A 25351-nucleotide genomic window follows, 5' to 3' on the forward strand; every position below is an offset into this window, starting at 1 on the left:
GGTTCTCTCAGCAGGTGACGGGGATGGCGCGCGGCTCGGCCTTGTCGCGCGACAGGCTGTACAACGTGACCGCGATGCCGGCCACCGTGATCAGCGCAGCCAGCCAGCTCAGGCCACCCAGGCCGAAGGAACTGCTGACGACCAAACCGCCCAGCCAGGCGCCCAGCGCATTGCCCACATTGAAGGCGCCGATGTTGAGGCTGGCCGCCAGGTTCTGGCCCGCGCCGTGCGCCTGCTGCAGCACGCGCATCTGCAGCGGCGCCACCGTGGCAAAAGAGGCCGCGCCCAGCAGCCCGACAAACACCACCGTGGCCACCGGCGAATGCAGCACAAAGCCCATCACGCCCAGCACCAGCGCCAGCGCGCCCAGCGTAAGCAGCAGCGACATCCGCAGCCCGTGGTCGGCCAGGCGCCCGCCCAGCAGGTTGCCCACAAAGAAGCCGCCGCCAAACACCAGCAGGATGGGCGACACTGCCGCCTCGCTGAAGCCGGTGATCTGCGTGAGGATAGGCTGGATATAAGTGAAGATCGCAAACAGGCCGGCGAAGCCGAGCACGGTCATCAACAAGCCCAGCAGAACCTGCGGGCGGGCCAGGCCGGCCAGTTCTTGCCGGATGGTCGAGGTACCGTTTTCAGCCGCGCTGCGCGGCACAAAAATGGCCAGCACCACAAAAGCCAGCAAGCCGATCAGCGTGACCACCCAGAAGGTAGAGCGCCAGCCGTAATGCAACCCCAGCCAGGCGCCAGCGGGCACGCCGAGCAGTGTGGCCAGCGACAGCCCGCTGAACATGATGGCAATGGCTGAGGCTTTTCGCTCGGGCGCGACCAGGCCGGTGGCCACGATGGAACCCACGCCAAAGAAGGTGCCATGCGCCATCGAGGTGATGATGCGGGCCGCCATCAGGCTGCCGTAGTCCGGCGCCAGCGCACAAGCCAGGTTGCCCAGCGTGAAGATGGCCATCAGCGCCAGCAACACGGTTTTGCGCGGCAGCTTGCGCGTGGCCAGCGTCAGCACCGGTGCACCCACCGCCACGCCCAGGGCGTAGCCGGAAATCAGCAGCCCGGCCGAGGCGATGGTGACGCCCAGGTCGGCGGAGACCTGCAACAGCAGGCCCATGATGACAAATTCTGTCGTGCCGATGCCGAAGGAGCCGGCGGTGAGGGCCAGAAGGCCTAAAGGAAGTGAAGGGAGTGATTTGCGCGCATCCATGAAAGTCGCCTAAAAAGAGGATGTGCTTAGTGTGGAGACGAAGTGCTATCTTGACTAGAATGTCATAAAGACAATCATTTGTGAATTCAATTCACAGTAATTCGCGAAAAATACCAGATCATGCCCCGCATAGACGTCAACCGCTCCGGCGAGATGGAGGCCTTTGTCCAGGTCGTGGACAAAGGCGGTTTTTCGGCCGCCGCCCGGCAGCTGTGCATGACCCCTTCGGCCGTCAGCAAGCTGGTGACCCGGCTGGAGGCGCGGCTGGGTACGCGGCTTGTCAACCGCACTACACGCAAGCTGCAGCTCACACCCGAAGGCACGACGTTTTACGAGCAGAGCACGCGCGTGCTGGCCGACATGGACGAGGCCGAGCGCGGCGCCGCGGCCGGCGCCATGCCGCGCGGGCGCGTCAGCATCAACGCCAGCATGCCCACCGCGCATTGCTTGCTGCTGCCGCTGGTGCCGGCCTTCCACGAGCGCTTTCCGGATATCTCGCTGGACATCACCTTGACTGATCGCGTAGTCGACCTGCTGGACGAGCGCACCGATGTGGCAATCCGCTGGGGCGCACTCGCGTCGTCCCAACTGGTGGCGCGGCGCCTGGGTGATACCGCGCAGGTGATTGTCGGCAGCCCTGATTACCTGGCGCGACACGGCACGCCGCGCACGCTGGAAGAGCTGGAGGCGCACCAGCGCCTGGCCCATACCTTCAAACGCAATATGCATTACTGGCCGGTGCGGGTAGACGGACAGATTCAGCAGTTGCCGATCACCGGCTATGCGCGTGCCAGCGACGGCGAGGCGCTGCGCCACCTGGTGCTGGCGGGCGCCGGGCTGGCCCGCATGTCGATGTTCCACGTCGGCCGCGACATTGACGCGGGCCGCCTGGTGCCGGTGGCTGAAAGCCTGAACCCGGGCGAGCGCGAACCCATCCATGCAGTATTTGTCGGCCGGGGCGGCCGCTTGCCGGCGCGCGTGCGCGTGCTGCTGGATTTTCTGGTTGAGCAGGTCACGCAGGAGGTTCTTGATGGTGGCGGGCTCGGGCATGACTACCAGCTGCATCAGCCCTGACGCCTGAATGCGCCCGCACACAAACAGTGCGTGTGTGCTAAGTACTACCCCCTACATAGGTTCCCTATGGTTGCAGCGAGATAACTTGCCTAGTATTGGTAACAAGTCGTAAGGCTGCGAGGCCACTCCGGCCATGGAGATTTCTATGCACCGCAATTCTGTTCACACCTTGGGTCTTTCCCTTTTGCTGTTGGCTTTGTCCAGTGCAAGTTTTGCGCAGGAGCGCTTCAGCGTGTCCGCAGACAACCAGGAAGTCACCGATAGCCGCACCGGCCTGGTCTGGCGGCGCTGCGCGGAAGGCATGGTCTGGAAGGGCAAGACCTGCACCGGGCAACCGGCTTTCCTGAACCATCCCGATGCGGCCGCGCGTGCCAAGGCGGCTTCCGCGCCGGAGGCCGAATGGCGCTTGCCGATTCTCAAAGAACTCTCCAGCATCGTCTCTGCACGAGAGGCTGACGTGGACAAGGCGGCGATAGATCCTAGTGCTTTTCCGGGCACGCCCGTGGCGCGCTTCTGGACATCGAGCAGCACCGGCCCGGGCTATTTCACCTTTGTGGGTTTCAGCGACGGCAGCGCCGGTGAAGCCCCGCGCGCCACGGCGGCCGTCGTGCGCCTGGTGCGCAATGCGAAGTAAGCGGCACCCAACGCCGGCGGCAGCCGGCGCATCGGGCCTCAGTCTTTGGCCACCTGCAGCACCAGTTTGCCGAAGTTCTCGCCGTTGAAAAGCTTGAGCAGTGTTTCCGGGAAAGTGTCCAGTCCCTCGACGATGTCTTCCTTGCTTTTCATGGTGCCGGCCTTGAGGTAACCCGCCATCTCAGCCACACCGACGTGGTAGCGGTCGGCGTAATCGAATACCACGATGCCTTCCATGCGGGCGCGATTGACCAGCAGCGATAAATAATTGGCGGGGCCCTTCACGGGCGTGGTGTTGTTGTACTGGCTGATGGCGCCGCAGATGATGATGCGGGCGCCGCGCGCCAGCCGCGCCAGCACCATGTCCAGGATCTCGCCGCCCACGTTGTCGAAGTAGATGTCGATGCCCTTGGGGCAATGTTCCTTCAATCCGGCACGCACGTCGCCGTTCTTGTAGTCGATGCAGGCGTCAAAGCCCAGTTCCTTGACCACCCAGTCGCACTTGGCCTTGCCCCCGGCAATGCCCACAACCCGGCAACCCTTGAGCTTGGCAATCTGGCCCACTGTCTGGCCCACGGCGCCGGCCGCGCCGGAAACCACGACGGTTTCGCCGGCCTTGGGCAGGCCGACTTCCAGCAGGCCGAAGTAACCCGTCATGCCGGGCAGGCCCAGCACATTGAGCCAGGATGTCAGGCCCAGGCGCGGGTCGATCTTGAACATGCCGCTGCGCTTGACCTGGTCGGCCGGGATCAGGCAGTACTCCTGCACGTCGAGAGCGGCGTTCACGTAGTCCCCCACGGCAAAGGCCGGGTTTTGTGAGGCGATCACTTTGCCTACACCGCCGGCGCGCATCACGGCGCCGATTTCCACCGGCGGGATGTAGCTCTTGGCGTCGTTCATCCAGCCGCGCATGGCCGGGTCCAGCGACAGGTACAGGGTTTTGACGAGTACGCCGCCCGGGCCGGGTTCGGCGACCGGCTCGGTGGTGAAGCTCCAGTTGTCACGGGTGGGCAGGCCGACGGGACGGCTTGCCAGGCGAATCTGGTGGTTGGCTAGGGTGGCGATGGCGCTCATGGGTGTCTCCGGGAGTGGCGAATGCAAAAAGGCAATGGTAGTGGCGGACTGCCCGCGCGTCAGTCGCCCACGCGATTGCCCTGCCACTGATGGTCGCTTAACCAGCTCAGCTTGAAGCCACACGAAGTGCGCTACGGCGGGGATGTATCTAACCCAGCCGGGGCCGCGGAACCGGCTTTGCCGGGCCGCAGGCGCAGCGCCCCCTCGGGGGGCAGGGGGTGACACGAAGTGCGCGACCGTGGGGGCCATCGTTTATGCTTTAGAGATGAAACTCCACAACTATTTCCGCTCTTCTTCGTCGTTTCGTGTACGTATTGCGATGGAGATCAAGGGTCTGAGCTACGACTACATTCCCGTGCACATCGCCAAAGGCGAGCACAAGCAGCCGTCTTACGCCGCCCTGGCCGCCGACACCCTGGTGCCGCTGCTCGAAGTCGACGGTGAAAAACTTTCGCAGTCCATGGCCATCATCGAATACCTCGATGAAAAACACCCCACACCGGCCCTGTTGCCCGCCGACGCGCTGGGCCGCGCCAAGGTGCGCGCGCTGGCCCAGTCCATCGCCTGCGAAATCCACCCCATCAACAACCTGCGCGTCCTGAAATACCTGGTCAAGGAACTCAAGCTCGACGAAGCTGCAAAGAACGCCTGGTATGTGCACTGGTGCCGCGAAGGCCTGGAGGCCTTTGAACGCCAGCTGGCGCAATTGCCGGCATCGACCTATTGCTATGGCGATACACCAACACTGGCTGATTGCTGCCTGGTGCCGCAGATATTCAATGCCAAACGCTTTAACGTGAGTTTTGACAGACTGCCCCGCACCATGGCCGCGTTCGACGCCTGTATGGCGCTGCCGGCCTTCCAGAAGGCCCAGCCTTCGGCCTGCCCCGACAACGAAGCCTGAGAATGTGGCCCCCACGCTCCCCACTTCGTGTGGTTCGCTGCCCCTCGAGGGGGCCAATTTTCCTAGGGGCGGCCCGTCGGAAAATGACCGGTTCCTGCTTTGCATACTGATTGGCTGATTCCCGACTGGCCGGCGCCTGCCGGCGTGCAGGCGGTGTTCACCACACGTGCCGGCGGCGTCTCGTCTGTGCCGTATGACAGCCTGAACCTGGGTGACCATGTCGGCGACCAGCCCGCCAATGTTGCGGCGAACCGTGACGTGCTGCGGCGGGCAATGGGCAGTCACCCGGTGTTCCTTCAGCAGGTGCATGGCAGCGAAGTGTTGGTGTTGAGCGCCGATGCCGCCGACGGCCAGACAGCCGATGCCTGCGTGACGGATCAGGCGGGACTTGCCTGCACCATCATGGTGGCCGATTGCCTGCCGGTGCTGCTGGCCAGCGAAGACGGCGCTGTGGTGGCCGCAGCGCATGCGGGCTGGCGTGGGCTGGCAGGAAGTCCGACGAGTCCGCACGGTGTACTTGAGGCAGTTTATGAGTCATTTCGGGCTCTGGCCCAACAAAAACAAGCGCAAGCAGCTATCAAAACAATAGCATGGCTCGGTCCGTGCATCGGGCCTGCAGCGTTCGAAGTCGGCGCTGAAGTCAAGGCCGCGTTCGAAACCGTTCAGCCTGACGCCGGCTGCTGCTTTACGCCGTGCGGCAGCGATAAATACCTTGCCGACTTGCCGGCGCTGGCGCGGTTGCGCCTCAAGGCGATGGGGATTACACAGGTGTACGGCAACGACGGCAGCGATGCATGGTGCACCGTGGGCAATCCGTCAAGGTTCTTTTCCCACCGGCGGGATGCCGGCGTCACTGGTAATGGGTTTGGCACCACCGGGCGCATGGCCGCCTGTATCTGGCGCGTGTGACGGTGAGGATTTGTCTGGGGCTGCGTCCACGCCTGCAGTTTGCTGCAGGCGCTCTGCTGCAGCGCGTTTCTTGATCGCCTTGCTGCGGGCAGGTGCACCCATCAGGTAAACCACCAATGCCACAGGACCCAGTCCATAGAGTACAAAGGTGACCAGTGCCCCCAGAAGTGTGCCGTTGCTGTTGGTGGCTTCGGCAACACTCATCATGAGCACAACGTAAACCCAGGCGATGACAATCAAATACATAAATACGTAGAACTCCGCGGCCCTGGTGAGCAATTTGTAATGCAAATCCTACGATACTGTTGGTGTGCTCAAAAGAGTCACCAGGACTCAACATGGATCGGGGAGACAAGATGAATTTTGACGCAAAGCAGGCCGAAACGGCCCGGCAGATGCAAGAGACCTTTGCGGCAGGCCTGCAGCAGGCCATGAGTGTCATGGCAAACGCCGGATCAGGCGCCGGCTTCAATACTGGTGCAAACAACGGATTCGCACCAATGAGTGCATTCAGCCTAGGCCAAACCCCAGCGGCACTCCAGTTCGATCCGGCCAGGCTCCAGGAATTGCAGCAGCGCTATATCGCGGACGCCTCAGCCCTGTGGAACCAGGGGTTGCAGGAGGGCGCCGATACGCTGGTGTCGTCTGACCGCAGGTTTTCAAGCGCGGCCTGGAAGACCAACCCCGTCTCGAAATTTTCGGCTTCCACCTATCTGCTGAACGCCCGCACCCTCATGGCCCTGGCCGACGCCGTCGAAGGCGACGCAAAGACCCGCGCACGCGTGCGCTTCGCGGTCGAGCAATGGATGGCGGCCACGGCGCCTAGCAATTTCCTGGCGCTCAATGCCGAAGCGCAGCAAAAAGCCATCGAGAGCCAGGGCGAAAGCATCGCCCAGGGTCTCACCAACCTGCTGCATGATCTGAAGCAGGGCCACGTGTCCATGACCGACGAGCGTGTGTTCGAGGTCGGTAAAAACGTCGCCACCACCGAAGGCGCGGTGGTGTTTGAAAATGAATTCTTTCAACTGCTGGAATACAAGCCCCTGACAGCAAAGGTGTACGAAAAGCCTTTCCTGCTGATCCCGCCATGCATCAACAAGTTCTACATCCTTGACCTGCAACCCGAAAACTCGCTGATCCGCTATGCCGTCAGCCAGGGGCACCGTACCTTTGTGGTGAGCTGGCGCAACCCCGATGAGTCGATGGCAAAAAAAACGTGGGACGACTACATCGAGCACGCCGCCATCAAGGCCATTGACGTGGTGCAGGAGATCACCGGCGCAAAGACCCTGAACGCACTGGGTTTTTGCGTGGGCGGCACCATCCTCGGAACAGCGCTGTCCGTGCTGGCCGCACAGGGTAAAAAGCCGGTGGCCAGTGCAACGCTACTCACCTCGTTTCTTGATTTCACCGACACCGGCATCCTTGATATCTTCATCGACGAAACCTCGGTCAAGTACCGCGAGGCCGAGATGGGGCAGGGCGGCTTGCTCAAGGGTCAGGACCTGGCTTCCACTTTCAGCTTCCTGCGTCCGAATGACCTGGTCTGGAATTACGTGGTCGGCAATTACCTGAAGGGCGAAACACCGCCTCCGTTTGACCTGCTGTACTGGAACAGCGACTCCACCAACCTGCCGGGGCCGTTTTATGCCTGGTACCTGCGCAATACCTATTTCGAGAACAATCTCATCAAGCCGGGCAAGACCGTGGTGTGCGGCCAGAAAGTAGACTTGCGCAAGGTCGACATTCCTGTGTACATCTACGGCTCGCGTGAAGACCACATCGTGCCGATTGGCGGCGCTTATGCCTCCACACAGCATTTGCCTGGAAAAAAACGTTTTGTCATGGGTGCTTCCGGTCATATTGCGGGTGTGATCAATCCGCCGGCCAAGAAAAAACGAAGCTACTGGACCCGCGACAAACTGCCTCAGGGAAAATTTCCCGAGACGCAAGCCGGCTGGCTCGAGGGCGCGACAGAACACCCCGGCAGCTGGTGGACCGACTGGTCCGGATGGCTCCAGGGCCATGCTGGCAAGCAAATTGCTGCACCGAAAACCTATGGCAGCCGCAAGTACAAAGTCATTGAGGCTGCGCCGGGCCGCTATGTCAAGGCAAAAGCCTGACACAGCAACCCGCGCCTCGCCAAACCGCATTCATAAACGCATCCTAAAACTTCAAAAGGGACACATCATGGAAGACATCGTTATCGTTGCTGCCGGCCGCACCGGCGTCGGTAAATTCGGCGGCTCGCTCGCCAAAATACCCGCAACCGAACTCGGCGCAGCCGTCATCAAGGGTGTGCTGGAGCGTTCCGGCCTCAATGCCGACCAGCTCGGCGAGGTCATCATGGGTCAGGTATTGACGGCCGGCGTCGGCCAGAACCCGGCGCGCCAGTCGGTCATCAAGGCAGGTTTTCCCAACGGCATTCCGGGCCTGACCATCAATGCGGTTTGCGGCTCCGGCCTCAAAGCCGTCATGCTGGCGGCGCAGGCTGTGGCCACGGGTGACAGCGAAATCGTCATTGCCGGCGGCCAGGAAAACATGAGCGCCGCGCCTCACGTACTCAATGGTTCGCGCGACGGCCAGCGCATGGGCGACTGGAAGATGATCGACTCCATGATCGTCGACGGCCTGTGGGACGTCTACAACCAGTACCACATGGGCATTACCGCCGAAAACGTGGCAAAGAAATACGAGATTAGCCGCGAGGCGCAGGACGCCTTGGCCCTGGGCAGCCAGACCAAGGCTGCGGCCGCGCAGGACGCCGGCAAGTTCAAGGATGAAATCATCCCCATCACCATTCCCCAGAAAAAAGGTGATCCGGTGGTGTTTGCTGCGGACGAATTCATCAACCGCAAGACCAGCGCCGAAGGCCTGGCGGGCCTGCGCCCGGCGTTTGACAAGGCCGGTGGTGTGACGGCCGGCAATGCCTCGGGCCTGAACGACGGCGCTGCCGCGGTGATGGTCATGACGGCCAAAAAGGCCGCCGCCCTGGGTCTCAAGCCATTGGCGCGCATCGCCAGCTACGCAACCACCGGCCTCGACCCGGCCTACATGGGCATGGGCCCGGTCCCCGCATCGACCAAGGCGCTGCAGCGCGCAGGCTGGAAGGCCCAGGACCTCGACCTGCTCGAAATCAACGAAGCCTTTGCTGCCCAGGCCTGCGCGGTGAACAAAGAGATGGGCTGGGACACCAGCAAGGTCAACGTCAACGGCGGCGCCATCGCGATCGGCCACCCGATTGGCGCGTCCGGCTGCCGCATCCTGGTGACGCTGTTGCACGAAATGGCGCGGCGCGATGCGAAAAAAGGCATTGCCAGCCTCTGCATCGGCGGCGGCATGGGGGTTGCCCTCACACTGGAACGCTGAATGTAAGGTAAAAGAGGCTGAGACTGGCTTGCACCGTGCGCAAGCAGCTATTAAATCGATAGCGAATCACGGTGGGCCGTTCGGCAGGGAAGTCATCAGGTAAACGGTTTCACATAATTCACAAAATCAAGGAGAGCGAAATGGCAAAGAAAGTAGCGTATGTCACGGGCGGTATGGGCGGCATTGGAACTGCCATCTGCCAACGGCTGGACAAGGATGGGTTCACGGTGATCGCCGGATGCGGCCCCACGCGCGACTTCACCAAATGGCTCGACGAGCAAAAAGCCCTGGGCCATACTTTTTATGCGTCGGTAGGCAACGTCGGTGACTGGGATTCCACCGTCACGGCCTTTGACAAGGTCAAGGCCGAGCATGGCCCCGTGGCTGTGCTGGTCAACAACGCCGGCATCACGCGCGACGGCCAGTTCCGCAAGATGAGCAAGGCCGATTGGGATGCCGTGATCTCCACCAACCTCAACAGCATGTTCAACGTGACCAAACAGGTCATCGAGGGCATGATTGAAGCGGGTTTCGGGCGCATTATCAACATCTCGTCGGTCAACGGCCAGAAGGGCCAGTTCGGCCAGGTGAACTATTCCACAGCCAAGGCCGGCCTGCACGGTTTCACGATGGCGCTGGCGCAAGAGGTGGCGGCCAAGGGCGTGACGGTCAACACGGTAAGCCCCGGCTATATCGGCACCGACATGGTCAAAGCCATACGCCCTGACGTGCTGGAGAAAATCGTCGCAGGCGTGCCCGCCAAACGGCTCGGCCAGCCCGAGGAGATCGCCTCCATCATTTCGTGGATCGCGTCCGATGAAGGCGGCTATGCGACCGGCGCCGACTTCTCGCTCAATGGCGGCCTGCACATGGGTTGATTGCCCTCACCGGCCCGTGGCTGAAAACCCGCTACGGCGGGTTTTTTTGTGCCCGGCTGTTTGTCGCAAACAACCTGCAAAGCCGTCAAACGCGTGGGGACTTCGCAATGGGTCACTTCAATCGTCTGTAGTAAATTAAACAGACACGTTCGACGGGACAGCCCGCACACCGGGCTGTGTCGCAGGCCTTCCCTGGAGTCCGAACGACTCTTAACCGCTTTTCGCTTTCGAGAAGGAATCCTCCTGCATGCCCCATAGCGTTTCATTGATCAGCACGATTGCCGCCGGCCTGGGCCTGGCCCTGATTTTTGGTTTTCTTGCCGTGCGGCTGCGCTTGCCCGCGCTGGTGGGCTACCTGCTCGCGGGTGTGATCATCGGGCCGTTCACGCCCGGCTTTGTGGCGGATGCGGAGATCGCGAGCCAGCTCGCTGAAATCGGGGTGATGCTGCTGATGTTCGGCGTCGGACTTCATTTCTCGCTGGACGACCTGCTGGCGGTGCGCAAGATCGCGGTGCCTGGCGCCATCGTGCAGATGACGGTCGCCACCGCGCTCGGCATGGGCCTCGCGCACTGGTGGGGCTGGAACCTCGGCGGAGCGCTGGTGTTTGGCCTGTCGCTGTCGGTCGCCAGTACCGTGGTGCTGCTTCGGGCCCTTGAAAGCCGCGGCATCCTCGACTCGGTCAATGGGCGGATTGCCGTGGGTTGGCTGGTCGTGGAGGACCTGGCCATGGTGCTGGTGCTCGTTCTTCTTCCGCCGCTGGGCGGCTGGCTGTCGGGCAAGGTCGATGCCGATGTCAATGCGCTGTGGAAAACACTGGGCATTACGCTGCTGCAAGTGGGCGGTTTTGTGGCGCTGATGCTGGTGGTGGGGCGCCGCTTCTTTCCCTGGGTGCTGTGGCAGGTGCAGCGCACCGGCTCGCGCGAGCTGTTCACGCTGTGCGTGGTGGCCGCGGCCGTGAGCATCGCGTTCGGTGCGACGGCGCTGTTCGGCGTGTCCTTTGCGCTCGGCGCTTTCTTCGCCGGCATGGTGATGCGCGAATCCGAGTTCAGCCACCGGGCGGCCGAAGAGTCGCTGCCTTTGCGCGACGCTTTCGCCGTGCTGTTTTTCGTGTCGGTGGGCATGCTGTTTGACCCCTGGGTATTGCTGGAGCGGCCGCTGCAGGTGCTGGCCGTGGTGGGCATCATCATTGTCGGCAAGACACTGGCCGCCGGCCTGCTGGTGCTGGCGTTTCGCTATCCGCTGAACACCGCGCTTACCGTCTCGGCCAGCCTCGCGCAGATCGGCGAGTTTTCGTTCATCCTGGTGGGCCTGGGTGCGTCGCTGGGCCTGCTGCCGCCTGAAGGGCAAAGCCTGGTGCTGGCGGGTGCGCTGATCTCGATCGCTCTAAACCAGTTGGTCTTCAAGGCAGTTGAACCCTTGCAGCAATGGATCCTGGCAAAGTCACCCCTGGCGCGCAAGCTGGAGGCCCGCGATGACCCGACGGCCGAGTTGCCGGCCACGACCGACCAGAAGTATTTGTCGAACCATGTGGTGCTGGTGGGCTACGGACGGGTAGGGCGGCGCATTGCCGATGCACTGAAGGCCCATCACATTCCGTTTGTGGTGGCAGAGCAGAATCGCGAGGCAGTGGAACGGCTTCGGGAGCAGGGTATTGCGGCCGTGTCTGGCGATGCGGTGGAGGCGGAAGTTCTGGTTCAGGCCCACATTGCGCAGGCGCGCATGCTCGTGATTGCGACACCCGACACGCTGGACGTCAGGCGTATGGTCGCCACTGCGCGTTCACTGAATCCAGCCATCGAAACCGTGGTGCGCACCCACAACGAGGCCGAGGCGCGCCTGCTCGACAACGAGAAGGCCGGCAAGGTCTTCCTCGGTGAGCAGGAGCTGGCACAGTCCATGGCGCGCCATGTGCTGGAGCGCGCCGGCGCGTCAACCGCAGCGCATTAGGCGCCTGCTCTGGCCCGCAACACGGCGGAGCGCACAAGCGCAAGCCTGTCGTTGCCAAAATACATGTCGTCGCCCACAAAGAAGGTGGGTGAACCGAACGCACCGCGCCGGATCGCTTCGTCGGTGTTGGCCTTGAGTTGCTCCTTGATATCGGGTTGTGCAATGCCCGTCAAAAATGCCTCAGCGTTGATGCCGGTCTGTCGGCAGATGGCGGCCAGCACCTCGTCTTGGGAAATGTCTTCCTCACAGGTGAAATACGCCGCGAAGGTGGCTTCGATAAATTCAAGGTAGTGCGGCTCGGCCGTGGCATCCTGTGCAATCCACAGGCAGCCGCGCATGGCCTTGACACTGTTGACCGGAAATACCTTGGGTGGAAATGCAATCTTCAGGCCCGCTTGGCGTGCGTTGTCCTGCACGTCCTTGAGCGTATAGCGGTTCTTCGGTGAATTCATGTCTTCCCGCGCGGCATAAATGCCTTTGTTGACGCTGTTGAAGATGCCTCCTACCAGCACCGGCCGCCAGCGAATGGCTTCCCCTAACTCGGCTGCCAGCGGCTGGATGTTGCGAAAAGCGATGTAGGTCCAGGGGCTGGAGCAGTCGAAGAAGAATTCAATCATGGGTATCCCGGTTTTTGAGGAAGGAAAAGGGGGTCAGGAAACCTTGTGCGCGCCGTCCCGTACGCTTTGCGCTGTCTGGCCAAACAGGGCCTTGCGCGCCTCATCGGTCAGCGCCGGTGCGCGCAGTTCCTTGCCCAGGTTCAGCCCGCGTTTGACGGCAGGCCTTTCAAACAGGGCGTCGTACCAGCGTTGTACATGGGGAAATTTTTGCAAGTCAACCTGCTGAGCCTTGTGTGTACGCACCCAGGGAAAGATGGCCATGTCGGCGATGGAGTAAGCAGCACCCGCCACATGCGCACCGGTTCGTGCCAGTTGCGCATCGAGCACGCCGTAAAGGCGGTCCACTTCCTTGCTGTAGCGCTCGATCGCATAGGGGATTTTGTCCGGCGCATACAAAAGAAAATGCCCGTTTTGCCCCGCCATGGGACCGAGCCCACCCATCTGCCACATCAGCCACTGCATAGCCTGGTAGCGCTCGCGAAGTTCGGTCGCGGCAGGCAGAAAGCGGCCAGTCTTTTCGGCCAGGTACATGAGGATGGCGCCGCTTTCAAATACCGCCAGAGGCGTGCCGCCGCCGGCGGGTGCGTTATCAACGATGGCCGGCATGCGGTTGTTGGGGCTGATCGCGAGAAATTCCGGCGTGAACTGCTCACCCTTGCCGATGTTCACCGGGATCAGCTGGTAAGGCAGGCCGCATTCTTCCAGCATGATGGAAATCTTCCAGCCGTTGGGTGTGGGCCAGTAGTGCAGGTCAATCATGGGAAATCCTCGAGGTTCTTGAACTTGTTGAGCGCTAGATCAATGGCGCCAGCTGTGGATGGTCGGCGGCGATTTTCCGGGCTTCGTTGCCGCCCGGCTCCATCATCCGGAAATCAGAAAAATCAAAGCCCGGACCCACCATGCAGGCCACGAGGGTGTAGCCCGCTACCGCATTCGCCCGCGGCCTGGCCGCCTGCCACAGGCCGGCAGCCACAATGTGTTGAGGGGTGGTTGTCGTGCTGACGGGGCCCAGTGCCGTGCCGCGCAGGCGGTTGTCCGCCGCGTTCCATGTCCAGAGATCGAGCGGTGCGCCCTCCAGATGTACCCACACCTCGTCGGAAAGAACGCAGTGCCAGCGTGAGTGCTGTGTGGCGTCAAGCAAAAAGTAAATCGAGGTCAGGGCATTGCGAGCCGGTCTTCCGTCTTGCGGCGCCACTTGTTGTGTGGAGCGAAACACTTCGCAGTACCAGCCGCCTTCCGGATGCGGCTGCAGCCGCAGCTGTTCAATGAGCTGGCGGGCGCGGGGCGTCGTAGTGGGCAGGTCTGGAGTGTGACTGGACTGGGGCATGAGGCGCAGTGTGCCTTAAACCCGGGCTGGCTTTCAACCTGCCCCGATTGTCCTTGGGCACCTGCGGGACAGGCGTTACTCCAGGTCCTCGATCGCCAGGCTGTGGTACTTCTGTGCATAGGAAAAAGGCACCGTGCGCACGACTTCCATGATGCGCTCCGTGGCGTCCTTGGACGGCACCGGAATCATCAGCGCGTGGTGGCCTTCCCTCGCGAGGTCCACGTACTTGTGGACCGTCGCGCCCTCGGTGCCTACACGCGGCAGGTTCACGTCCGAATGGCCATCCGCCTTGCCGATGTCTTCGAGGATGTCTTCCGGTGTCAGCAGCATGATGCCGTTGCTGGCCATTTCCAGTTCATGGGCCACGTGCCTGGCGTCTTCAAGATTCGGGAACATGATGAACGCGTAGCCGGTGGGATAAAACACACCACCCATACTGAGCATTTTTTTGGTCAGTTCGAAGTTCTTCATGGCGAGTCCTTTCATGCATTGCGTTGGTTCAACGAATCATTAAGGCGCGGAAACTGTAAATTTCCGGTCAGCAATCACATCCTCTTCCTGTCAGACACAGACGTCAAGGGCCGTTGATAGGTATGGAATTTCTGCTTCAAGCAGGGGCCGCGGGACTGGCTTTGCCAGACCGCAGGCGCAGCGGCCCCCTCGGGGGGCAGGAAGCTACACGAAGTGAGCGACCGTGGGGGCTACAAGTCCTCAAGCTTGATGGTCGGCTCAGCCATCACACGCACGGTGCTTTGCAGGCCCTGCAGGAGCTGGTTGGCGAAGTAGCTGCTCTGGGTGTCGGGCTCCAGTGCAGCAAACACTAGGTTGCCAAGCGGTTGATTCAGAGGCACATAGTAGCTGCCGCGAGGCACGTCCACCACGCCGCGTGTCAGGCTGACCTGGACCTTGAGAACGGCTTTGCCGTCGGCGATGGTGCCGCGCACGTCCTGGCGTTCACCCGAGGTGCTGGACGTTTCCCGATAGCTGTCGCCGAGCATGGAACCCTGTTCGGCAACGCGCTGCACCTGGACACCGTGCAGCCGCAGCCGGTCGACGGCCACGGTGGAGGACGCCGACAGCCAATAGCCGCAGGGGCGTGCGCGAGCTTTAAGGCTGCGCAACGCGAGGGCAGAATCCCAGTCCACGGACACTGTCTTGTCGGCCCCTGTCACGGGGTCGAGCATGAGCAAGTCGTACTGTGCGGAAGTAGGCGCGGCCTCCACGACGGCTTCCTCCTTGCAGGCTTTGGCGCCGACTTCCTTGTCGAGGTAGGGCCGCAGCTGTTGCAGCTCGTTCGCGCGCTGGGCGGTGCTCGCCAGCGCACTGGTGATGGCTGTCACGTGGGTGTGGACGCGCCGCTGGATATGCAGGCGGCCAATGCCAACTCCGCGTGTTTCGATCAGCAGGCTGATGGCGTTTTTCAGTCCGTAAACATTTCGGCTGGTGTCGGGTTGGGTGCCGCCCATCGAGATTTTTTTGTCGGCCAGGTCGCTTGAGGTGGTGTAGTACCACTCCGTGGTGAGGTTTTGGCCCTTGAGGGCAGTTAGCAGAGGGCGCCGGTACCACTCCTCCGCGGCCTTGGTCAAAAACTCGGGCAGGTTGGCAGTGGTGGCGTACTGGAACAACGCGTCGAACTTCTGCACGCTGCCGAACTTCTGCAGGAAGCGGCCCACGACCGTGTACTCATGGGCGTCGACCACCACAGTGGGGTGGTAATCACGGGCGAGCCTGGCAAGCGCCTGGGCTTCCGGCGTGTTGAGCAGCATGTGGTCGCGGTTCATGTCCAGCCCGCCTGTGGTCGCACGTTGCTCATTCGCTGCACCATCAGGATTGGCGCGCGGAACAATCACTACATTGATGCGGTCCAGCGCGGGCTGCAGCAAGCCTTGTGCAAGCTCCCGGGCGATGACCAGCAGCGCCTCGCTGCCGGCGGGCTCGTCGCCATGCTGCTGGCCTACCAGGAGCACCGTGGGCTTGCCTGCTGACTGCATTACCGTGGGGTCCGTGCCACCGGCGCGGGTCAGGACCAGTGCTTCAAGTGTTTCACCGCGCTGTGACCGGCCTATGGGCAGCACGGCAGCCCTGACCCCGGGCGTGCGGGAAGCTGCGGCGGCCTGTTCGCGCAGCCATGCCTGGATTTCGGCCTGCGTGGTGAACGTGGTGCGGCCGGCTTGCAGTCCAGGCGTGTTGTAAACAACGGAGGGCGCTGGAAAGCGCGCGGCAACCGCGTCGCTATAAGGTGCTGGTTGGCCGCCCGTTGCTGTCGGGGGCGCCACGGGCGAGGTCTGGACTACAGCGGCCGCAGGCGCAGGACGTTGCGCGGCGGGCGCTGGGGCTGGTGAGGGCGCAGAAGTCTGTGTGGAGGGTGGCGTCCATGGCGGAAGCGGTACCGAAGTGCAGGCGGCCAGCAATGCCAGCGGAAGCAGCAGGGCAAGCGGATACATGCGATACGCGGGCGGAAGGTGAGGGTGTGGAGTGGAATTGTGCGGCATGGTCGGCGTCATTTTTTCCTGCACTTCAAGGCCTGAGCTGGTCGGATGGTGTAACCGTCCATATTACCCGCTTGCCGGAGTGCGGCACGCCGGTTTGGGCGAATTCCCGGGCCTCTGCAGCAAGGCCGCCACGGTTTTTGCCCGACTCCGACAGGTTCCTGTATTCCTACACAAGCGCTCCCGGGTTTCCCACAAATCTCGCGCGAGCGTCGGCCTAAATTGGCTTGGCGGCTGGCTTTGCTGGCCGCATTGAATTTCAACCCACAAACAGACTGACCATTAACCCCAAAGAGGATCCCCATGAGCAAAGCACCTCCGAAAAAGCACGATGCCGTAGACCTGCTGGATGCCGACCATATTGCCGTCAAAAAACTGTTTACCACCTTCAAGAAGTTGTGCGACAGCCATGCGTCCGGCGAGGAGAAGCGCGAAGTAGCCGACAAGATCTGCCAGGAGCTGACGGTGCACGCGCAAATTGAGGAAGAAATCTTCTATCCACAAGTGCGCGCGGCCATCAATGACGACGCGCTGCTCGACGAGGCAGAAGTGGAGCACGGTACGGCCAAAGACCTGATCGCACAGATATCGGGCATGGATCCGGAAGACGACCTGTATGACGCTCGTGTGACGGTACTGGGCGAATACATCGACCACCATGTGAAGGAGGAGCGCGAGGAAATGTTCGTCAAGGCCCGCAAGTCCAGGCTGGACCTGGTTGCGTTGGCCGACGAGCTAAGCCAGCGCAAAATGGAACTCATGGACGAATTCAAAACTGCCGAGGTCTGACGGTTTTTGGGCGGGCTTCTCCGGGCCAAAACCCTGCGCCGCTGCGGGTGCGTCCTTTCTGGGAAAATGGGGCTATGTCAGCCCCATTTCCATTTCCCGCTGCGCCTGTATCCGGCGCATCTGCCGCATTGCCGGGCCATCCCTGGCGGCTGAGCGTGGCGCCGATGATGGACTGGACCGACCGGCATTGCCGCCACTTTCACCGGTTGTTGTCGCGCCACGCCTTGCTCTACACCGAAATGGTGACCACGGGTGCCTTGATCCACGGTGACGTGGAGCGCCACTTGCGCTTCAACGCCGAAGAACATCCCGTGGCATTACAGCTGGGCGGCAGCGAGCCGGCGGATCTGGCGCGCTGTGCGCAGCTGGGCGAACAATGGGGCTATGACGAAATCAACCTCAACTGCGGGTGCCCCAGCGAGCGCGTGCAGCGCGGGGCTTTCGGCGCCTGCCTGATGGCCGAGCCGCAGCTGGTGGCCGATTGCGTGAAAGCCATGGTCGATGTGGTCGATGTGCCGGTCACGGTGAAGCACCGCATCGGCATCGACAAGGCTGAAAGCTATGAATTCGTGCGCGACTTTGTGGGCACGGTGAGCGAGGCCGGTTGCAAGGTCTTTATCGTGCATGCGCGCAACGCCTGGCTCAAGGGCCTTTCCCCCAAGGAAAACCGCGAGGTGCCGCCGCTGCGTTATGAGTTGGTGCACCGCCTCAAGAAGGAATTGCCGGGCCTGGTCATCTGCATCAACGGCGGCATCAACACGCAGGAAGAGGTGACCGGGCATTTGGCCGCGCTTGACGGCGTGATGATAGGCCGTGAGGCCTATCACAACCCCTGGTGGCTGGCTTCCTGGGACAGCGCTTTTTTCGGCGCTACCGAATCCCTGCCGACCCGTGAAGCTGTGGAATCGCAGATGTGCGACTACATGTTGCGCGAGGCCGCTGAGCATGGCACACCCAAGAGCGCCATTGCGCGCCACATGCTGGGCCTGCGCAACGGCTTGCCCGGTGCGCGGCGCTGGCGCCAGGTCTGGAGCGACCACCGCCTGCGCGACCTCCCGCCGCATGCCGTGATGGCGCTGGCACACGAAATGCCGGCTTCGTCGCCATCGACGCTAGCCGACACCACCGCCATGGCCGATGCCTGATTCCGCGCAAAAACAGGCGCGCCAGGCGTTGGCCTTGCTCTGGTTGGTACCGGCGCTCTGGACAGTCAACTACATCGTGGCGCGCAAGGCGCCGGGCGTGATAGGCCCTTATCTGCTGGCTTTCGGGCGCTGGGGCCTGGCGGCGTTGCTTCTGCTGCTGCTTACGCGGTCCGAGCTGTGGCGCCAGCGCGGCCACATCGCCAAAGTGTGGTGGCAGTATCTGGTGCTCGGTACCTTGGGCATGGTGATTTGCGGCGCCTGGGTTTACCAGGGGGCGCGGTCCACCGGTGCGATGAATATCGCGCTTATTTATGCAGCGTCGCCGGTGCTGATAGGTCTGGGGGCAGTGATCTGGCTCGGTGAGCGCCTGGGCCTGCGCCAGGGCCTGGGGGTGCTGCTGGCCATCGCCGGTGTGGTGCACGTCGTGGTCAAAGGCCAATGGACCGCACTGGCTGGCGTGCAGTTCTCGGCAGGAGACCTGTGGATCGTGGCTGCCACGGTGTCATGGGCTGCCTATGCCTTGCTGCAAAAGCAGTGGCCCAGCCCGCTTGGCGCCACGGCCAGGCTGGCGGCCATCTGCGTAGGCGGTAGCCTGGTGTTGCTTCCCTTGACTGTTTGGGAAATGTCGCGGCCTGATGCCCTGTCGTTAAGCGGCTACGGGCTGTGGCTGATCGTGGTGGCCGCAATTGTGCCGGGGCTGGGCGCTTACTGGATTTACGGCTGGGCGCAAAAAATCCTGGGTGCCAGCCGTGTGGCAGTGTCGCTGTACCTGGGTCCTCTCTATGCGGCGCTGGCTGCCTGGGGCGTGCTGGGCGAACCGTTGGGCTGGCACCACGCGGTGGGTGCCGCATTGATACTGCCCGGCGTATTTTTTGTAACGGGCGCCGACAAAGGGCTGACTAAAAAACATTCAGGGCCGATACTGACAGAAGGCACTTGAAATTTCTGACACGCATTGGTGACTTCAGCTTGCGGTCTGCTGTTTGTCCATGCAACGCGTGTGTCTGATTTTTGTCTGTTGAATGCGCTTCGGCTTTGAAATGAATCGCGGCCAGCGATTTTTCATTCTTCAACAAAACCTTCAAAGCTGCCAGATCGCCTGCGCACTCAGCTATTAAAAAGATAGCAAACTCAACGACCATGAAGACGGACGTGCGATGGTTTCGGCAAGGTGCACACACTCATACATATCGCCCGCATTCGTTAAAAAATACGCTGTACCTATTCGCGCATTTGGAAAATAATGGAAACGATTGTTCCCTGGAACTTTCCGTTGATGCTGCGATCTACCAATCGCATGGTGTGAGATAACAGTCGATGCATTGCGCGGAATCTGAAGCAGATTTCCATCATGAGTCGGGGTGCTTCGGTTCCCGCGCGCAAAGGAGGCTTTATGGATGTCGTCCGTAATTTTCTGACGCGTTATGAACAGACGCGAGAAGAGGAGTTGTCCATCGAGGACTACCTCGACGCCTGCAAGCGCAGTCCTCTCGTCTACGCCACCGCGGCTGAGCGCATGCTCGCCGCCATTGGTGAGCCTGAACTGCTGGACACCCGGCATGACCAGCGCCTGTCGCGTCTGTTCGGCAACAAGGTCATCAAGATCTACCCGGCGTTCCGCGACTTTTACGGCCTGGAGGATCCCATCGAACAGGTGGTTTCCTATTTCCGCCATGCTGCGCAGGGCCTGGAAGAGAAAAAACAAATCCTCTATTTGCTGGGCCCTGTGGGTGGCGGCAAATCGTCGATCGCCGAGCGGCTCAAACAGCTGATGGAGCAAGTACCTTTTTACGCCTTGAAGGGATCGCCTGTTAATGAGTCTCCGCTCAGCCTGTTCAATAATGCAGAGGACCTTCCGCTGCTCGAGTCCCAGTACGGCATTGCACCGCGTTACCTGCAGCGAGTCATGTCGCCGTGGGCGGTCAAGCGCCTCGAGGAGTACGGCGGGGATATTCGCCGGTTCCGTGTGGTCAAGCGCTTTCCTTCCATACTGAAGCAGTGCGCCATTTCCAAAACAGAGCCTGGCGACGAGAACAACCAGGACATCTCTTCGCTGGTCGGCAAGATCGACATCCGCAAGCTGGAGACTTACGCCCAGGACGATCCGGACGCCTACAGCTATTCCGGCGGCCTGTGCCTGTCCAACCAGGGCTTGCTTGAATTTGTGGAGATGTTCAAGGCGCCCATCAAAGTGCTGCATCCCTTGCTGACCGCCACTCAGGAAGGCAACTTCAAGGGCACGGAGGGCTTTGGCGCCATTCCCTTCGACGGCATCGTGATGGCGCACTCCAACGAAAGCGAGTGGAAGGCGTTCAAGAACAACAGGAACAACGAGGCTTTCCTGGACCGGATTTACATCGTCAAAATTCCGTATTGCCTGCGCGTGTCGGAGGAAGTGAAGATTTATGAAAAGCTGATTCACAACTCCTCGCTGCACAACGCCATCTGCGCGCCCGGCACCCTGAAGATGATGGCGCAGTTTGCCGTGCTGACGCGCCTGAAGGAGCCCGAGAGCTCCAGCATCTTCAGCAAGCTGCAGGTGTATGACGGCGAAAATCTCAAGGACACCGACCCGAAAGCCAAGAGCTACCAGGAATACCGCGACTATGCGGGTGTCGACGAGGGAATGAATGGGATCTCGACGCGTTTTGCCTTCAAGATTTTGTCCAAGGTGTTCAACTTCGACTCCACCGAAATCGCGGCCAACCCTGTGCACCTGATGTATGTGCTGGAGCAGCAGATCGAGCGCGAGCAGTTCCCGCCTGAAACCGAGCAGAAGTACCTGGCCTATATCAAGGAAATCCTGGCCATGCGTTATGCCGAGTTCATCGGCAAGGAAATCCAGACGGCCTACCTGGAGTCCTATTCGGAATACGGGCAGAACATTTTCGACCGGTACGTGACCTACGCCGACTTCTGGATCCAGGACCAGGAATACCGTGATACCGATACTGGCGAAATCTTTGACCGCTCGGCGCTCAATGCCGAGCTCGAGAAAATCGAGAAGCCTGCCGGCATCAGCAACCCGAAAGACTTCCGCAACGAGATTGTCAATTTCGTGTTGCGCGCGCGGGCCAACAATGCGGGCAAGAACCCGGTCTGGACCAGCTACGAAAAACTCCGTACCGTGATCGAGAAAAAGATGTTCTCGAACACCGAAGACCTGCTGCCAGTGATTTCGTTCAATGCCAAGGCCAGCGCGGACGAGCAGCAAAAACACGAAGACTTCGTCAACCGCATGGTCGCCAAGGGGTATACCACGCGGCAGGTCCGGTTGCTGTGCGACTGGTACCTGCGGGTACGCAAGAGTTCCTGAGGGCCGCGGCGCGCCGTGGCGGCGCGTCCTGTGTCAGGTGTAGTCATGTGTATGTGACCGGAGATCAACGTGCTCCAGCAAGTCATTGACAGGCGGTTGGCGGGAAAGAACAAGTCCATCGGCAACCGCGAGCGTTTCCTGCGCCGATTCCGTGGGCAGATACGCGACGCCGTGCGCCGTGCTGTCGCGGGCCGCAGCATCCATGACATCGAACAGGGCGAAGACGTCACATTGCCGCGGCGCGACGTTTACCAGCCGGTGTTTGGTCATACCGGCGGCACGCGCGAGACTGTGCACCCCGGTAACCGCGAATACGTACGCGGCGACCGCATCGCGCGGCCGCAGGGCGGCAGCGGCGGCGGGTCGGGCGGTGAGGCCAGTCCCGACGGTGAGGGTGAGGACGACTTTGTCTTCCGCATCACGCGCGAAGAGTTCATGCAGTATTTTTTTGACGACCTTGCGCTGCCCGATCTCATACGTACCCAGCTTTTGCCCGATGCGCCGGAATGGAAGTCCCGCCGCGCCGGTTTCATCTCGGACGGAACGCCGACCAACCTGCACGTGGTGCGTTCGCTGCGGGTCGCGCTCAGCCGGCGCATCGCCATAGGCGGGGAGACGCGGCGGCAGGTGCATGAGCTGGAGGCGCAGCTGGCGCTGGCGCTGCGCGACGCGCCGGACCTGCCTGACGAGATTCTTTCCTTGAGGACACAAGTCGACGCGCTTCGCCGGCGCCTCAAGGCCATCCCGTTTTTCGATCCCTTCGATCTGCGTTACCGCAACCGGGTCAGGGTGCCGCAGCCCAGTGCCAAGGCGGTCATGTTTTGCCTGATGGATGTATCGGGCTCCATGGACGAAACGCGCAAGGACATCGCCAAACGGTTTTTTATCCTGCTGTACCTGTTCCTCAGGAAGCATTACGAGAAAACCGACGTCATCTTCATTCGCCACCACACCCAGGCCACCGAGGTGTCCGAAGAGGAATTCTTCCAGTCCACCGAAACCGGTGGCACCGTGGTGTCCAGCGCACTGGCCTTGATGCACCAGATCATCCAGGAGCGCTATCCTCCCGGCGACTGGAACATCTATGGCGCCCAGGCTTCGGACGGCGATAACTGGCACCAGGATTCGGCACGCTGCCGCGAATTGCTGGTCGGCAAGCTGCTGCCGGTGTCGCGGTATTTCGCCTATGTCCAGGTCGGTGAAGAGGACCAGAACCTCTGGGAGGAGTACACCCAGGTGCAAGAGGACAACCGTAATTTCGCGATGCGCAAGGTCGCAGCCGCGGACGAGATTTTCCCGGTGTTCAGGGAGTTGTTCAAAAAAGGCGTCAAGCCATGACAAAGAGCGAGAGAAAGCCTGCCGAAGTGGCGGCGCCTGGCTTGTCCGGCACCGGGCGCCGGCATGCCTGCCTGCCCAGCCCGTCCGACTGGTCCTTCGAGTTGATCGAGCTCTACCACGGCGAGATTGCGCGAAAGGCAAAGTCCTTCGGCCTGGACACCTACCCGGTGCAACTCGAGGTCATCACGGCCGAGCAGATGATTGATGCCTATGCCTCGGTGGGCATGCCGGTGAACTATCGGCACTGGTCCTTCGGCAAGCAGTTCATCTCGACGGAAAAAAATTACCGGCGCGGCCAGATGGGGCTGGCTTACGAAGTCGTGATCAATTCCAACCCCTGCATCGCCTACCTGATGGAAGAAAACACCATGCCCATGCAGGCGCTGGTGATGGCGCATGCCTGCTACGGGCACAACTCCTTCTTCAAGGGAAACTACCTGTTCCAGATGTGGACCGACGCCGGCGCCATCGTCGACTACCTGGTATACGCGCGGGCCTACATTGCCGAGTGCGAAGAGCGCCACGGCTGGGAGCCCGTCGAGCAGCTGCTGGATTCCTGCCATGCCCTGATGAGCCACGGCGTGGACCGTTACCAGCGCTCGCAGAAGCTGTCGCTGGCGGAGGAAGAAGCCCGCCGCAAGGACCGCGAGGCTTATCTGCAGCAGCAGCTCAATGACCTGTGGCGCACAGTCCCCAGGTCTGCCGACAAGCCGGCCGAAAAAACCCATCGCCGTTTTCCGCCGGAGCCGCAGGAAAACATCCTGTATTTCATCGAGAAGAACGCGCCCCTGCTGGAACCCTGGCAGCGCGAGGTGATCCGCATCGTGCGCAAGATCGGCCAGTATTTTTACCCACAGCGCCAGACGCAGATCATGAATGAAGGCTGGGCCACCTTCTGGCATTACACACTGCTCAATTCCCTGTACGACGAGGGCTTGCTGACCGACGGCTTCATGATCGAATGCCTGCGATCCCACACCAATGTCATTTACCAGCCGCCGGTGACACATCCGGGCTACAACGGCGTCAACCCCTACGCGCTGGGGTTTGCCATGTTCAGCGACCTCAAGCGCATTTGCGAGTCTCCCACGGAAGAAGACCGGCAGTGGCTGCCGGACGTTGCCGGCTCCAACTGGCTGGAGACGCTGGACTACGCGATGCGGCATTTCCGCGACGAGAGTTTCATCGGGCAATACCTTTCGCCGCGTCTGATACGCGAATTCCGCCTCTTCTCAGTGGTGGATGATGCGAGCAAGTCCGAGCTTGAAGTGGCGGCCATTCATGACGACGCGGGTTATCGGCATGTACGCGAGGCGCTGTCGCGCCAGCATGACCTGAATTACCGCGAGCCCAACATACAGGTCTGGGACGTGGACGTGCGCGGGACCCGCTCCCTGACCTTGCGCCACAGCCGCCACAACGACCGAACGCTCACGGACGATGTCCAGGAGGTGATCAAGCATGTTGCGCGCCTTTGGGGTTTTCCCGTCCTGCTTGAAAGTGTGGACAAGCATGGCAAGGTGGTGCAGCACTGGGAGGCGCTGCCGCAGGCCTGATTTCATTCAGGGGTCGGCCGGAAGGTGGGGTTGTCAGGCCGCCGCTTCCAGTCCGTTCCTGAAGTGCTCCCGCATGCGCTGCGCGGTGGCATTCGCGTCGCCTGACGACAGCGCCTGCATGATGGCGCGATGCTCGGCAAGCGACTCTTCAATGCGGCCACTTTTGAGCAGCGAGTTGTGGCGGTTGAGCTTCATGACCTTGCGCAGGTCGGCCACCATCTGGTCGCGCCAGCGGTTGTTGGCGATTTCCAGCAGGCGCATGTGAAAGGCTTCATTGATCTCGAAGAACCGCTCACGGTTGCCGACGGCTTTCTCGAGTTCGTTATGCAGGCCCTGCAGTTCCTTGAGCTGGGAAGGCGTCGCCTGGGTGGCCACCACACCGGCCGCGTCGCTCTCCAGCAGCGCAAGCAGGTGATACACATCGGCCAGGTCCCGCTCAGACACTTCGGTTACATAGGCGCCGCGCCGCACCTTCATCGTGACCAGGCCTTCGGTGGCCAGCACTTTCAGGGCTTCGCGCAGCGGCGTTCGGCTGATGCCGTATTCCTCGGCCAGCTTGAGCTCGTCAATCCAGCTGCCCGGCGTCAGTTCGCGGTTGAAGATGCGCTGGCGCAAAAGCTCCGCCACTTCTTCGTAAAGCGCTCGAGGGGTCAGGGACACTGCGGCCATGGGTATAAATTTTTTGAATGTGCGAAAGCTTCGAGTGGGCGCTGCTTTCGATCAGCGCTGCACGCGAGTTAGTGGGCATCTTACTTCAAACTGAATTTTGCATCAA

General features: G+C 61.4%; 23 protein-coding genes. 14 read left to right on the top strand and 9 right to left on the bottom strand.

The window, feature by feature from the left end:
- Positions 1-7 precede the first annotated feature (7 nt).
- Positions 8-1210 (bottom strand): MFS transporter, encoded by a 1203-nt coding sequence (locus AC1DZE_RS07495; protein WP_477673116.1) that lies wholly within the window; start codon positions 1208-1210, stop codon positions 8-10.
- A gap of 120 nt (positions 1211-1330) precedes the next feature.
- On the opposite strand from AC1DZE_RS07495, the gene AC1DZE_RS07500 reads away from it, so the two are divergent.
- A complete protein-coding gene (locus AC1DZE_RS07500; RefSeq protein ID WP_477699918.1) occupies positions 1331-2284 on the top strand; it encodes a LysR family transcriptional regulator in 954 nt (317 codons plus the stop codon).
- 145 nt (positions 2285-2429) lie between these two features.
- Positions 2430-2918, top strand: a complete 489-nt coding sequence (locus AC1DZE_RS07505) for an Lcl C-terminal domain-containing protein (RefSeq protein WP_477669104.1) — start codon at positions 2430-2432, stop codon at positions 2916-2918.
- A gap of 38 nt (positions 2919-2956) precedes the next feature.
- Here the strand turns inward: AC1DZE_RS07505 and AC1DZE_RS07510 are convergent, their stop codons facing one another.
- On the bottom strand, positions 2957-3991 hold the full coding sequence (locus tag AC1DZE_RS07510) for an NADP-dependent oxidoreductase (RefSeq protein WP_477669105.1): 1035 nt from the start codon (positions 3989-3991) through the stop codon (positions 2957-2959).
- A gap of 265 nt (positions 3992-4256) precedes the next feature.
- Between AC1DZE_RS07510 and maiA the strand changes: the two genes are divergently transcribed.
- Together maiA and pgeF are read left to right on the top strand one after the other, a co-directional pair.
- Entirely contained in the window at positions 4257-4895 is a 639-nt protein-coding gene (maiA, locus tag AC1DZE_RS07515) for a maleylacetoacetate isomerase (protein WP_477672726.1), read from the top strand.
- Between the two features lie 99 nt (positions 4896-4994).
- Positions 4995-5804 carry a peptidoglycan editing factor PgeF gene (pgeF, locus tag AC1DZE_RS07520; RefSeq protein WP_477672727.1) on the top strand — a complete coding sequence of 270 codons (810 nt, stop codon included), beginning with the start codon at positions 4995-4997 and terminating at the stop codon, positions 5802-5804.
- Here pgeF and AC1DZE_RS07525 read toward each other — a convergent pair.
- Positions 5712-6050 carry a hypothetical protein gene (locus tag AC1DZE_RS07525; protein ID WP_477699919.1) on the bottom strand — a complete coding sequence of 113 codons (339 nt, stop codon included), beginning with the start codon at positions 6048-6050 and terminating at the stop codon, positions 5712-5714. The two genes, pgeF and AC1DZE_RS07525, sit on opposite strands and share 93 nt — an antisense overlap.
- A gap of 110 nt (positions 6051-6160) precedes the next feature.
- On the opposite strand from AC1DZE_RS07525, the gene phaC reads away from it, so the two are divergent.
- The 4 genes from phaC (at position 6161) to AC1DZE_RS07545 (ending at position 11999) form a co-directional block, all read left to right on the top strand.
- Positions 6161-7927 (top strand): class I poly(R)-hydroxyalkanoic acid synthase, encoded by a 1767-nt coding sequence (gene phaC, locus AC1DZE_RS07530; RefSeq protein WP_477699920.1) that lies wholly within the window; start codon positions 6161-6163, stop codon positions 7925-7927.
- Between the two features lie 67 nt (positions 7928-7994).
- Positions 7995-9173 carry an acetyl-CoA C-acetyltransferase gene (locus AC1DZE_RS07535; protein ID WP_477672729.1) on the top strand — a complete coding sequence of 393 codons (1179 nt, stop codon included), beginning with the start codon at positions 7995-7997 and terminating at the stop codon, positions 9171-9173.
- 140 nt (positions 9174-9313) lie between these two features.
- Positions 9314-10051 (top strand): acetoacetyl-CoA reductase, encoded by a 738-nt coding sequence (gene phbB, locus AC1DZE_RS07540; protein ID WP_457280389.1) that lies wholly within the window; start codon positions 9314-9316, stop codon positions 10049-10051.
- Between the two features lie 247 nt (positions 10052-10298).
- A complete protein-coding gene (locus tag AC1DZE_RS07545) occupies positions 10299-11999 on the top strand; it encodes a cation:proton antiporter domain-containing protein (RefSeq protein ID WP_477699921.1) in 1701 nt (566 codons plus the stop codon).
- Here the strand turns inward: AC1DZE_RS07545 and AC1DZE_RS07550 are convergent.
- The 5 genes from AC1DZE_RS07550 to AC1DZE_RS07570 all read right to left on the bottom strand — a co-directional run bounded on the left by AC1DZE_RS07550 (position 11996) and on the right by AC1DZE_RS07570 (position 16447).
- Positions 11996-12616 (bottom strand): DsbA family protein, encoded by a 621-nt coding sequence (locus AC1DZE_RS07550; protein ID WP_477673346.1) that lies wholly within the window; start codon positions 12614-12616, stop codon positions 11996-11998. The genes AC1DZE_RS07545 and AC1DZE_RS07550 overlap by 4 nt on opposite strands.
- 33 nt (positions 12617-12649) lie before the next feature.
- Positions 12650-13375 carry a glutathione binding-like protein gene (locus AC1DZE_RS07555; protein ID WP_477669112.1) on the bottom strand — a complete coding sequence of 242 codons (726 nt, stop codon included), beginning with the start codon at positions 13373-13375 and terminating at the stop codon, positions 12650-12652.
- Positions 13376-13409: 34 nt separating this feature from the next.
- Complete coding sequence (locus AC1DZE_RS07560) at positions 13410-13943, bottom strand: cupin domain-containing protein (RefSeq protein WP_477669113.1); 534 nt, start codon at positions 13941-13943, stop codon at positions 13410-13412.
- A gap of 75 nt (positions 13944-14018) precedes the next feature.
- Positions 14019-14429: an RNA-binding protein gene (locus AC1DZE_RS07565; RefSeq protein WP_477699922.1), complete on the bottom strand. Its 411-nt coding sequence runs from the start codon at positions 14427-14429 to the stop codon at positions 14019-14021.
- 215 nt (positions 14430-14644) lie between these two features.
- A complete protein-coding gene (locus AC1DZE_RS07570; protein ID WP_477669114.1) occupies positions 14645-16447 on the bottom strand; it encodes a M14 family metallopeptidase in 1803 nt (600 codons plus the stop codon).
- Between the two features lie 288 nt (positions 16448-16735).
- Between AC1DZE_RS07570 and AC1DZE_RS07575 the strand changes: the two genes are divergently transcribed.
- The 6 genes from AC1DZE_RS07575 to AC1DZE_RS07600 all read left to right on the top strand — a co-directional run bounded on the left by AC1DZE_RS07575 (position 16736) and on the right by AC1DZE_RS07600 (position 24576).
- Positions 16736-17221, top strand: coding sequence for a hemerythrin domain-containing protein (locus tag AC1DZE_RS07575; protein WP_477669115.1), 486 nt, complete (start codon positions 16736-16738; stop codon positions 17219-17221).
- Between the two features lie 74 nt (positions 17222-17295).
- The gene (gene dusA / locus AC1DZE_RS07580; RefSeq protein WP_477699923.1) at positions 17296-18366 is read left to right on the top strand and encodes a tRNA dihydrouridine(20/20a) synthase DusA; all 1071 of its coding nucleotides are present in this window, start codon (positions 17296-17298) and stop codon (positions 18364-18366) included.
- A complete protein-coding gene (locus AC1DZE_RS07585; RefSeq protein ID WP_477669117.1) occupies positions 18359-19306 on the top strand; it encodes a DMT family transporter in 948 nt (315 codons plus the stop codon). Before dusA ends, AC1DZE_RS07585 begins: the two co-directional genes overlap by 8 nt.
- A gap of 453 nt (positions 19307-19759) precedes the next feature.
- Positions 19760-21682 carry a PrkA family serine protein kinase gene (locus tag AC1DZE_RS07590; RefSeq protein WP_477651075.1) on the top strand — a complete coding sequence of 641 codons (1923 nt, stop codon included), beginning with the start codon at positions 19760-19762 and terminating at the stop codon, positions 21680-21682.
- 63 nt (positions 21683-21745) lie between these two features.
- A complete protein-coding gene (locus tag AC1DZE_RS07595) occupies positions 21746-23020 on the top strand; it encodes a YeaH/YhbH family protein (protein WP_477669606.1) in 1275 nt (424 codons plus the stop codon).
- On the top strand, positions 23017-24576 hold the full coding sequence (locus tag AC1DZE_RS07600; protein ID WP_477669118.1) for a SpoVR family protein: 1560 nt from the start codon (positions 23017-23019) through the stop codon (positions 24574-24576). The genes AC1DZE_RS07595 and AC1DZE_RS07600 overlap by 4 nt, the downstream gene beginning before the upstream one ends.
- Positions 24577-24609: 33 nt before the next feature.
- On the opposite strand, the gene AC1DZE_RS07605 is transcribed toward AC1DZE_RS07600, so the two are convergent.
- Positions 24610-25245 (bottom strand): GntR family transcriptional regulator, encoded by a 636-nt coding sequence (locus tag AC1DZE_RS07605; protein WP_477646492.1) that lies wholly within the window; start codon positions 25243-25245, stop codon positions 24610-24612.
- Positions 25246-25351 lie beyond the last annotated feature (106 nt).

The organism is Polaromonas sp. P1_F1 (genome assembly GCF_056405795.1).

Coding starts and splice junctions, on each gene's coding strand:
- AC1DZE_RS07495 (WP_477673116.1), bottom strand. CDS start 1,210: ATGGATGCGCGCAAATCACTCCCTTCACTTCCTTTAGGCCTTCTGGCC.
- AC1DZE_RS07500 (WP_477699918.1), top strand. CDS start 1,331: ATGCCCCGCATAGACGTCAACCGCTCCGGCGAGATGGAGGCCTTTGTC.
- AC1DZE_RS07505 (WP_477669104.1), top strand. CDS start 2,430: ATGCACCGCAATTCTGTTCACACCTTGGGTCTTTCCCTTTTGCTGTTG.
- AC1DZE_RS07510 (WP_477669105.1), bottom strand. CDS start 3,991: ATGAGCGCCATCGCCACCCTAGCCAACCACCAGATTCGCCTGGCAAGC.
- maiA (WP_477672726.1), top strand. CDS start 4,257: ATGAAACTCCACAACTATTTCCGCTCTTCTTCGTCGTTTCGTGTACGT.
- AC1DZE_RS07525 (WP_477699919.1), bottom strand. CDS start 6,050: ATGTATTTGATTGTCATCGCCTGGGTTTACGTTGTGCTCATGATGAGT.
- phaC (WP_477699920.1), top strand. CDS start 6,161: ATGAATTTTGACGCAAAGCAGGCCGAAACGGCCCGGCAGATGCAAGAG.
- AC1DZE_RS07535 (WP_477672729.1), top strand. CDS start 7,995: ATGGAAGACATCGTTATCGTTGCTGCCGGCCGCACCGGCGTCGGTAAA.
- phbB (WP_457280389.1), top strand. CDS start 9,314: ATGGCAAAGAAAGTAGCGTATGTCACGGGCGGTATGGGCGGCATTGGA.
- AC1DZE_RS07545 (WP_477699921.1), top strand. CDS start 10,299: ATGCCCCATAGCGTTTCATTGATCAGCACGATTGCCGCCGGCCTGGGC.
- AC1DZE_RS07550 (WP_477673346.1), bottom strand. CDS start 12,616: ATGATTGAATTCTTCTTCGACTGCTCCAGCCCCTGGACCTACATCGCT.
- AC1DZE_RS07555 (WP_477669112.1), bottom strand. CDS start 13,375: ATGATTGACCTGCACTACTGGCCCACACCCAACGGCTGGAAGATTTCC.
- AC1DZE_RS07560 (WP_477669113.1), bottom strand. CDS start 13,943: ATGCCCCAGTCCAGTCACACTCCAGACCTGCCCACTACGACGCCCCGC.
- AC1DZE_RS07565 (WP_477699922.1), bottom strand. CDS start 14,429: ATGAAAGGACTCGCCATGAAGAACTTCGAACTGACCAAAAAAATGCTC.
- AC1DZE_RS07570 (WP_477669114.1), bottom strand. CDS start 16,447: ATGACGCCGACCATGCCGCACAATTCCACTCCACACCCTCACCTTCCG.
- AC1DZE_RS07575 (WP_477669115.1), top strand. CDS start 16,736: ATGAGCAAAGCACCTCCGAAAAAGCACGATGCCGTAGACCTGCTGGAT.
- dusA (WP_477699923.1), top strand. CDS start 17,296: ATGTCAGCCCCATTTCCATTTCCCGCTGCGCCTGTATCCGGCGCATCT.
- AC1DZE_RS07585 (WP_477669117.1), top strand. CDS start 18,359: ATGCCTGATTCCGCGCAAAAACAGGCGCGCCAGGCGTTGGCCTTGCTC.
- AC1DZE_RS07590 (WP_477651075.1), top strand. CDS start 19,760: ATGGATGTCGTCCGTAATTTTCTGACGCGTTATGAACAGACGCGAGAA.
- AC1DZE_RS07600 (WP_477669118.1), top strand. CDS start 23,017: ATGACAAAGAGCGAGAGAAAGCCTGCCGAAGTGGCGGCGCCTGGCTTG.
- AC1DZE_RS07605 (WP_477646492.1), bottom strand. CDS start 25,245: ATGGCCGCAGTGTCCCTGACCCCTCGAGCGCTTTACGAAGAAGTGGCG.